The sequence below is a fragment of the Pseudoduganella sp. OTU4001 genome, from assembly GCF_038440195.1.
Taxonomy (GTDB): domain Bacteria; phylum Pseudomonadota; class Gammaproteobacteria; order Burkholderiales; family Burkholderiaceae_D; genus Rugamonas.
Map to the genome: position 1 here is coordinate 50782 of NZ_JASATG010000034.1, position 9455 is coordinate 60236.

At 63.0% G+C, this 9455-nt stretch carries 7 protein-coding genes; all 7 read right to left on the reverse strand.

The genetic code is table 11. The features are described 5' to 3' along the window. Window positions 1-72: 72 nt before the first annotated feature. On the reverse strand, window positions 73-1101 hold the full coding sequence (locus AAHE99_RS22465) for a LacI family DNA-binding transcriptional regulator (RefSeq protein WP_342119595.1): 1029 nt from the start codon (window positions 1099-1101) through the stop codon (window positions 73-75). A gap of 14 nt (window positions 1102-1115) precedes the next feature. Next, a complete protein-coding gene (locus tag AAHE99_RS22470; RefSeq protein ID WP_342119596.1) occupies window positions 1116-2198 on the reverse strand; it encodes an ABC transporter ATP-binding protein in 1083 nt (360 codons plus the stop codon). A 4-nt stretch (window positions 2199-2202) separates the two neighbouring features. Then, window positions 2203-3048 carry a carbohydrate ABC transporter permease gene (locus AAHE99_RS22475; RefSeq protein ID WP_342119598.1) on the reverse strand — a complete coding sequence of 282 codons (846 nt, stop codon included), beginning with the start codon at window positions 3046-3048 and terminating at the stop codon, window positions 2203-2205. Continuing rightward, window positions 3045-3863, reverse strand: coding sequence for a carbohydrate ABC transporter permease (locus tag AAHE99_RS22480; protein ID WP_342119604.1), 819 nt, complete (start codon window positions 3861-3863; stop codon window positions 3045-3047). The genes AAHE99_RS22475 and AAHE99_RS22480 overlap by 4 nt, the downstream gene beginning before the upstream one ends. A 15-nt stretch (window positions 3864-3878) precedes the next feature. Continuing rightward, window positions 3879-5102 (reverse strand): ABC transporter substrate-binding protein, encoded by a 1224-nt coding sequence (locus tag AAHE99_RS22485; RefSeq protein WP_342119599.1) that lies wholly within the window; start codon window positions 5100-5102, stop codon window positions 3879-3881. Window positions 5103-5179: 77 nt separating this feature from the next. Then, the gene (locus tag AAHE99_RS22490; protein WP_342119600.1) at window positions 5180-7546 is read right to left on the reverse strand and encodes a penicillin acylase family protein; all 2367 of its coding nucleotides are present in this window, start codon (window positions 7544-7546) and stop codon (window positions 5180-5182) included. Continuing rightward, on the reverse strand, window positions 7547-9262 hold the full coding sequence (locus AAHE99_RS22495; RefSeq protein ID WP_342119602.1) for a DUF418 domain-containing protein: 1716 nt from the start codon (window positions 9260-9262) through the stop codon (window positions 7547-7549). It abuts the gene before it with no gap. Between the last annotated feature and the right edge of the window lie 193 nt (window positions 9263-9455).

A 9455-nucleotide genomic window follows, 5' to 3' on the forward strand; every position in this document is an offset into this window, starting at 1 on the left:
GTACAGGGTTTTGGAAAGGTTTCCACAATTAGTCGAAAAAAAGGGCGCGAGCGCCCTTTCTCCAGGTTCAGATCATGCCGCCTTGCGTTTGCCGCTGGCCGCCTTGGCCAACGATGCACGTAAGGTTACCGTCACAGGGAAACTGCGCGTTACCGTGCGGCGCAGGTCGTAGCAGCGGTTCAGCAAGGCGCTCAGGCCATTCATCGTCATTTCGCGCCACGGCATATGCACCGTCGTCAGGCGCGGCGCGGAAAACTCGGCGCTTGGCGTGTCGTCATAGGCGATCACGGACAGGTCGTGCGGCACACGGATGCCCGCCTCCTGGAAGTAGGACAGCGCACCCACCGCCATTTCATCGTTGGCGCAGAACAGGGCCGTGCAGCGGTGCCCCGATTCGACCAGTTCCTTGGCCGCGGCCCAGCCGCCAGCAGGCGAAAAGTCGCTCTCTGCCACCCACATGCGGCTGGTGTCGATGCCGCCTTCCTGCAGCTCCTCCATGAAACCCTCGACGCGCGCCACGTTATCGACCAGGCGCGAAGGGCCCGCGACGACAGCGATATCGCGGTGCTTGTGGTCCAGCAGTGCACGCGCCGCCAGGCGCCCGCCCAGCTTGTGGTCCAGCGCAAAGCACTGGTCGGGAATGCTGGCCAGGCTGTGGTTCAGCACCACAATCCTGCCCTGCTGCGCCCCCAGCGCTTCGATATCTTCATCGAGCAAGGCGCTGGTCATCACGATCAGGCCGTCGCAGCCGCGCTCCATCAGGAACTGGATGCCTTCCTTGGCTTGCTTGCGCTCGTCGCCCAGGCCCACACCGAAGGCCACAACCATATGCAGGCCGGCGGCACGCAGTTCAGTGTCGATGATCTGCAGGATCGGCGTGTAGAAGGTGCCGCTCAGGACCGGGATGTAGACGCCGATCATCTGGCTGGTGCCGGTCAGCAGCGTGCGCGCGGCATGCGATGGCCGGAATCCCAGCTCGTCGATCGCTTTCCTGACCTTTTCGAGCGTCGCCTGAGACACCGATCCCTTGCCGCTGACGACGCGGGAGGCGGTGCCCAGTCCAACACCCGCCAGGCGGGCAACATCTTTGATAGTGGCCACTGTTATCCTTTTTCTTATACCGTCATCGCGAGCATACTTGATGCGCCCGCCGTTTCATAGCGCTTGCCGCTGTCCGGATCGAACAGGCAGGCGCGTTGTGCATCAATCGCGAAAGAGACCGCATCATCCGGCGCAATCGCCTTGCCGCCCTGGACGATGCAGGACAGCTGCTTGCCGCCGCAATCGAGCCACACCACGCGGTGCGCGCCCATCGGCTCCACCAGCGTCACGCGGCCCAGCGCCGGGCCGCCCGGCTCCAGCGCAATATGCTCCGGACGCACGCCCAGCACCGCCCGCCCCGCTGGCGCGCTGCCGAGCGCGAGCCGTACGCCTGCGCCAGTGAAAACGCCGGCCGCGTCGACCTCGCCATCGATGAAGTTCATCGCCGGCGCCCCCAGGAAGCCCGCCACAAACAGGTTGGCCGGGCGTTCATATACCTCGCCCGGCGTACCAACCTGCTGCACCTCGCCTGCGCGCATGACCACGATCCGGCTGGCCAGCGTCATCGCCTCCACCTGGTCGTGCGTCACATAAATCATGGTCGCGCCCAACTGCTGGTGCAGCAGTTTGAGTTCGCGCCGCAAGTCGGTGCGCAGCTTGGCATCCAGGTTGGACAGCGGTTCGTCGAACAGGTAGACGCCGGCCTCGCGCACCAGCGCCCGGCCAATTGCCACGCGCTGCCGCTGGCCGCCCGACAAGGCCGCCGGTTTGCGGTCCAACAGCTCGCCCAAGTGCAGCATGGCGGCCGCGCGTTCCACGCGGCGTTTGATCTCCGCCTTCGGCACCCCGGCGATGCGCAGGCCGAACGACATATTCTTCTCGACCGTCATGGTCGGGTACAGCGCATACGACTGGAACACCATGCCGATCCCGCGTTCGCTCGGATCGGTACGCGACATATCCTTGCCGCCAATCTCGATGGCGCCGCCGCTGATATCGGTCAGGCCTGCGATGCTGTGCAGCAGGGTCGATTTGCCGCAGCCGGAAGGCCCCAGCAGCACCAGGAACTCGCCCTCGTCCACCTCCAGGTCCAGCCCGCGGATGATCGCGTTGCCGCCCAGGGTGATGCTCAGGTTTTTCAGGCTTACATTAGACATCCGTTCAACCTTTCACAGCGCCGGCGGCGATGCCGCGCACGAACCAGCGGCCGGACAAGAAATAAACCGCCAATGGCACCATCGCCGTCAGGATCGTGGCGGCCATATTGACGTTATAAAGACGGGTGCCCGTCGTGGTATTGATCACATTATTCAGCTGCACGGTCATCGGCAGGTTGTCGCGGCCGGCGAACACCAGGCCGAGGATATAGTCGTTCCATACGCCGGTCAGCTGCATGATCGCCGCCACCACCAGCATCGGCACGGACAGAGGCAGCATCACGTGCCAGAAGATGCGCCAGAAGCCGCCGCCATCGATGCGCGCCGCATGGAACAGCTCCTGCGGCAGCGCGGCGTAATAATTGCGGAACAGGAGCGTGAGCACCGGCATGCCGAACACCAGGTGCACGAGCACGATGGCGGGCAGCGAGCCGAATACGCCCAGGCCGGCCATCATGCGCACCAGCGGATAAATCATCACCTGCACCGGCACGAAAGCGCCCAGCAGCAGGATGCCGAACAACAGGTTCGCGCCGCGTGGACGCCAGAACGACAGCGCATAGCCATTCAGCGCACCCAACGCAATCGGGATGACCGTGCTTGGCACCGCGATCCACACCGAATTCCAGAAGCCGCCCTGCACACCCTCGCAGGCGGCGCCGGTACAAGCTTCGCTCCACGCAGCGCGCCAGGCATCCAGCGTCGGCGCCATCGGCAAGGCAAAGATATTCCCCAGACGGATCTCGTCCATCGGTTTCAGGGACGTGGTCAGCATCACGTACAGCGGCAGCAGGAAGAACAGCGCCGCGCTGGCGAGGAAAACATACAGCCCGATACGCGCGATCTTCATACCGCCCCCTTCCGGCTGCGGAGATAAGCCCATGGCGCCAGGAGGGCAAGCACCGTCAGCAGCAGTACCACCGCGCCGGCCGACGCCAGCCCGATATTCGCACGCAGGAAAAGGTGATCCATGATGAACTTGGCCGGCACTTCGCTGGCCGTGCCAGGGCCGCCCTGGGTCATCGATACTACCGCGTCGTACAGCTTGACCACCATGGTCGCCAGCAGGATGAATACCGTCGCCAGCGTCGGCGCCAGCATTGGCAGCACGATCGACAGGTAGACGCGCCAGACCGGAATGCCATCCAGCCGCGCTGCCTTCCAGATTTCCGGGTCGATGCCGCGCAGCCCCGCCAGCATCAGCGCCATCACAAAGCCCGACGCCTGCCAGACCGACGCCAGCACCACGGTGTAGACCACCATATCCTGGTCAACCAACCAATCCACGTCCAGGCCGGGAATGCCGCCCGGCGTCAGAATCCACTGCCACACCAGGCCAGTCGCAACGAAGGACATCGCATACGGATAAAGGAACACCGTGCGCAGCGCGCCCTCCCCCGCTACCTGGCGGTCAATTGCCGCCGCCAGCAGGAAACCGATCACCATGCAGGCTACGATGAACAGCACGCCATACAGCGCCAGGTTGTTCAGCGACAGCAGCCAGCGCTCGTTATCGAACAGGCGTTCATACTGCGCCATGCCCACCAGCTTGTTGGTAGCGATGCTGCGCGAACTGGTGAGCGAAACGTAGAAGGTCCACACAAACGAGCCGAAATAGCCCACGCATACCGTCAGCAGCATCGGCAGCAGCGCCGCATAGGACATGGCTCGTCGCACGGCTTAGTTCCTCAGCGCCGCAGCCAGCGCTTTTTGCGCCTTCTCCACCGGCATGGAAGTATTCCAGTACGCGGTCAGCGCATCCTGCACTGCGCCGTTCTGGTCGGGCGTCAGATAGATTTCCGGCGCACCAACCTGGCGGTTGCGGTCGCGCATGATGGCTGCGCCAGTGCGGGCGCACATATCCAGCTGGCTGGTGTCCGCGTCGGCGCGCGGCGGCACCGAACCTTTCAGCTTGTTGAAGCTCACCTGCGTGGCAGGCGCCAGCAGCACCTTGGCCATCAGTTTCTGTGCCTGCGCTACTTCCGCGCGGTCTGAGCGCGGGAAGACAAAGGCATCGCCCTGGATCAGGTAAGGCGCGTTAACACCCAGGCCCGGAATGCAGCCGTAATGCACGCCCGGCTCCATCTTGGCATTGCTGAACTCGCCCTTGGCCCAGTCGCCCATGATCTGCACGCCAGCCTTGCCGCTCACCAGCATGGCGGTCGCATCGTTCCAGTTGCGGCCCGGCGCCGCAGGATCGACATAGGATTGCAGGCGCTTGTAGGCCAGCAGCACCTTGCGCACCGGCTCCGAATTGATCGCCTTTTGGTCACGGTCGCGCATCACCTGCAAGTACAGCTGGCGCCCGCCCAGGTTGGCCAGCATCGAAGCGAACAGGATGTGCTCCTGCCAAGCCTGGCCGCCATGCGCCAGCGGCACCAGGCCGGCGGCTTTCAGCTTATCCAGCGCGGCAAACAGTTCATCGACCGTGGCCGGCTCCTTGGCGATGCCGGCCTTCTTGAACGCAGCCTTGGAATACCAGATCCAGGTCTGCATGTGGATGTTCATCGGCATCGCATAGTAGTGGCCATCAATGCGGATGGTATTGACGATCGGCTCCGGCAGCATGGTGTCCCATTGCTGCTGCCGTGCGATATCGTCCAGCGGCACCAGCATTTCCTGGTCCACAATATCGACGAACTGCTTGGAGATATTGAACTGCGCAGCGGTCGGCGCCTTCCCGCCGACCATGCGATTGAGCGTCACTGCGCGCGCCTGGTCGCCGCCGGCAATCGCCGTGTCGATCCATTTGCCGCCGGCGGCACGGTAGGCGGTCGCCAGTTGTTTGACGGCAGCCGACTCGCCGCCTGACGTCCACCAGTGGATCACTTCCGCGCTCGGCCCATCCGCCTGTGCGGAAGCGGCGCCCAGCGCCAAGGCGCAGGCTAAGAACTGCTTGAACATCCTGTCTCCTGTTGTGTGCTGCCGACTTTTTTGGAAACGTTACCAATTTCCCAGGCAGGTGTCAACTGAATAAGGCATCAGCGCCGTGCTGGCACCAGTTCAATCGTCCTTTCGGTCGCCGCATCGACCGCCTTGCGCGAATACAGCAACGGGAAATATTCCCCCAGCGCCCAGCTGCTGGCCAGGTCGCGATAGTGCGGGCTGGCCGGGTCGCCCGACTGCCCTGGCGTGTTCATGGCGCGCGAATTATCCCAGCCGCCGACATCGATCACAACCCGGAACGACGGCCCGTTGATCTGCCAGAAATTGGCTGGATGATAGCCGGACTGGTTGACCGTAAACGAACTGCCGCCACGCGGCAGCGGCCCGACATCGAGCTTGGCGCGCGTCGCCGCATCGACAGCCTGCGACATGGGATGCATGAAGTAGCTGAACTGCATCCGCCCCCATGCCCAGCGGGCAGGATCGGCACCCTGCGTGCGCACCATCTCGGCCCACGCCGCCGCCAGGCTCTCATGCAGCACTTTGTCACGCCGTGCCACCGCATTCATGCCAAAGCGTGCGTCCGGTTTCTCAAGCGCCTCCAGCAGCACCGCCGTATCCGGCGCGCCCATCGTATTCGAGCCGGACTTGCCCAGCAAGGACGTCTTGAACGCATCGCCCAAATGGCGCGACCACCACAATTCGAACAGCGCCGCCGCACCGGATTCCGGCCGCACTTCCGCGTTCCAGCTGCCCAGCAAACGCAACGCAGACTGCACATTGGCATCGCTGCTCTTCAGGGACTTGAGTACGGCCAGCACACGCCGCGCCGGAATCGACACCAGGTCATTTTGCAGGCGCTGCATGTCTTCCATGCCCACCTTGCCCGGCTTGCCCAGCACCTCAGCGATGCGCTGCGCACGCGACTCGTGCGCCCATTCGAATCCCAGCTTGTGCTCCTTGTACGGGAAGGAAGCCGGCAAATTCATTTCGTTCGCACTGGCGAACCAGCCCTGCTTCGGATTCATTTGCCAGGGCAGCTTGCGGCCGTCGAGGAAACCGCGCCACTCATAGCGGCCATCGCCCGGCACCGGCATCAAACCGTCCCAGTTCGTCCGCAACGGCGCCAGGCCACCGCTGACCCAGCCGATATTGCCGGCCGTGTCGGCGTACACCTGGTTCTCGGCCGGTGCGCCCCAGCGCGCCATCGCGGCGCGGAACTGCGCCACATCCTGCGCACGCATATAGTCCATGCTGCCGAAGTACGGCGCCGTGCCGGGCTCCGACCAGGCGCTGCGCACCGCCAAGGCACGCTTCTTCCCCGGCTCTTCGAAAATCACCGGGCCATGCCGCGTGAAGCGCAGTTCCACCGTCGTCGACTTCCCGCCTGGCAGCGCCACTTTCTCCTGCAGCACACGGAAGTCTTCCCACTTGTCCTTGTAGCGGTACTGGCGCGGGTTGTCAGGATTGGTCTGGTAGACGTACAGGTCTTCCTGGTCGATGCTGAAGATCGTCAGGCCGAAAGCGATGCGGCCGTTATGGCCGATCGAGATGCCCGGCAATGCCGGCTCACCTGCCCCGATGGCATCCAACCCCGGCGCATTCAGGTGCACGATGTAGCGCAGCGAAGGCGTGGCATAGGAACGATGTGGGTCGTTGGCCAGCAGCGGCCGTCCGGTCTTGCTGCGCGATGGCGCGATGACCCAGTTATTGCTGCCTTCCATACGCTGCGCATCAAGGGCTGCCACATCGGCCTTGCGCGGATCGCGCATCACGCGCGCGGGCGCAGTCGCCAGATGGAACACATCCAGCGCGTTATCGGGCAGGCAAGGGTCCAGCCCTTCAGGCACCTGCGTCACCCACGCGGGAGCGAGGCGCGCGCGGATCTGGTCCGCTTCCAGGCTGGCATTGCAGGTCACGTGGGCGCGCTCGAATTCTTGCAGCAGGTTGCGCGTTAGTCCGTGGCTGCGGATACGCACCACATCTTCGGCGGCCCACTTCTCCGGCTTATACGAAAACTGGCGGAACTCAAAAGGCAGCAATTCCGGCTTGCGCTCGATCAGGTCGATATAGGCGTTGATGCCGGCCACAAAGCGCTCCGTGACTTCGCGCGCGCCTGGGCCATAGGCCTTCCACTCCGCATCCATATCGCCACGGTAAAGGAACAGGCGCGCCGCGCGGTCCTGCTCGACGTATGACTGCCCAAACACTGCAGCCATGCGCCCCAGGCCGCGCCGGCGCCACAGGTCAATCTGAGCCAACCGGTCGCGCGCGGCATTGAAGCCCTGCACAAAGAACAGGTCATCCTGGCTTGCCGCGTACAGGTGCGGCACGCCCCATTTATCGACCTGGATACGGGCCGGCTTGCCCAGCCCGGCCACTGCTACCGTTTCCGCACTGGCGCTGCCAAATCCAGCCAGCAGCACCAGTGATGTCGCTACTCCACGCAATACTTTCTGCAATCAGCGCACTCCCGCAGCAGCAGGCACGCCGGCTGGCTTATTCAGCAGCATTGGCGGGATGGTCCAGTAAGTAATTGCGCGCCACAGCCATTCCATCGGGCCGTAGCGGAAGCGCGACAGCCAGAAGTGGCTGAACGCGATCTGCACCACGATCAGGCAGGCAACGTACGCCATCTGGTGCACACGGCTCGCACCGAAGTGGCCGAAGCCCCAGCCGAAGTAGTACACCGCACCAACCAGCGACTGCGTCAGGTAGTTGGTCAGCGCCATACGGCCGAACGGCGCCAGCACCTTCACCTTCGAAAAGACCGAAGAGCTATGCAGCATGACAATCAACAGGCCCACATAACCCAGGCAGGCTGGCAGGTTGCCCAGCATGAGCAGGCCTTGTGCGAACTGGTAGCCGTCGGCGCCTTGCGAACCAGGCGTTGCGGCGGTCGCAATCAGCGAACCAGCCAGGCCCATGCCGATACCGACCGGCAGGCCGTACATCGCCAGCTTGCGGAACAGCGGCAAGTGCGCGCGGGTGTTCTCCATGATGCCGGAACGGACGAACCAGGCGCCCAGCAGGAACATGCCGACCAGGATAGTGGCGAAACCGATCTCGCCAGGTGCATGCTCAGCGAAGCGTTCAGCGCGCAGCGCCATATGCTCACTGTAAGTACCGCTGCTGGCAATCTTGGTTTCCTTCTGTACGGCCTCTTCGCGTTCCTTCATGCGCTTGGCGCGTTCGGCGGCTTTCTCAATCTTCGCCTTTGCTGCTTCAGCCTCTTTGCCGGTCAGCTTGGCAACTGCTTCTGCGGTCGGGACAACCTCTGGCTTTGCAGGCACGTAGTACAGCAAGGCGCCAATACCGGTCATCATGAAGAACGAGAACACGTACATGCCAACACCAAGGCGCCATGGACGCTCGGACTTCGGCTCGTGGTATTTCTTGGTCAGGATGCCCAGCAGGGTCAGCGCGGTACCGAATACCGGCAGGCCCAGACGTGGTTCACGCGGAGTGTTAGGCAGCATCCACATCACCGCGCCGCCAATCAGCGCCAGGATGCCGATCACCAGGAACACCAGCGCGACCGTCGGCATATTCAGCTTTTTAACGCTCTGCTCACCACGCAGCCACCAGCCTACCAGCGAGAAGAACGCCAGGCCGCCAGCGATGCCGAAGAAGGCGCTCAGGTCCGGAGCAGCCTTCTCGGTCACCACACCCGCCATCACAGCGATCTTCGGCGCAAAGCCCGCCAGCACGCACAGCGCGATGCCAGCTGCGATGTACTTTGGACGGCCATACATGGTGATCAGCAGGCACATGGCGCCCACCGAATAGCTGAACAGGATATCGCCGGACCACAGGAAGATCTGGTGGCAGGCACCGAATGCGGCCAGCGCAAAGATACGGCGCAGATATGGGCCCAGGAAGCTACGGCCTGCCTGGTCGGCGCGGGTCAGCATGACAGCGAAGCCCATGCCGAACAGCAGCGAGAAGATGGTCCAGAACTTACCAGTCACGAAATACTGGGCGATAAAGCTGATGACCCAGTCAATGCCCGTCAGGCTCGGGTTGATGCCGCGTCCGAGATCGGTGATGGCACGATTGAACCACTCGACGTTCATGATGCAGATGCCGATCAGTGCAAAGCCACGCACCACATCGAGCGCTTCGATACGTTCGTTGCTGGCGGTGGGGGTGAAGCCGGGGGAGTGAATTCTATCCATTATCGTTATCCTTTTAACTCGCAGTTGCGATCCCTAGATCGTATCAAGCTTAGCAAAAGGATAAAGTGGCCGTGCGACGAAATGCAGGATTTTGTGGATGAAATGCAAAAAGCCCGCCGGCAGTTTTGCCAGGCGGGCTTCTCTAATAAAAGCTTGACGATAACCTACTTTCACACTGGTTGCAGCACTATCA

Excerpts from the sequence above, each read along its gene's own strand:
- AAHE99_RS22470 (WP_342119596.1), bottom strand. The coding sequence starts at position 2,198 with ATGTCTAATGTAAGCCTGAAAAACCTGAGCATCACCCTGGGCGGCAAC.
- AAHE99_RS22475 (WP_342119598.1), bottom strand. The coding sequence starts at position 3,048 with ATGAAGATCGCGCGTATCGGGCTGTATGTTTTCCTCGCCAGCGCGGCG.
- AAHE99_RS22480 (WP_342119604.1), bottom strand. The coding sequence starts at position 3,863 with ATGTCCTATGCGGCGCTGCTGCCGATGCTGCTGACGGTATGCGTGGGC.
- AAHE99_RS22485 (WP_342119599.1), bottom strand. The coding sequence starts at position 5,102 with ATGTTCAAGCAGTTCTTAGCCTGCGCCTTGGCGCTGGGCGCCGCTTCC.
- AAHE99_RS22495 (WP_342119602.1), bottom strand. The coding sequence starts at position 9,262 with ATGGATAGAATTCACTCCCCCGGCTTCACCCCCACCGCCAGCAACGAA.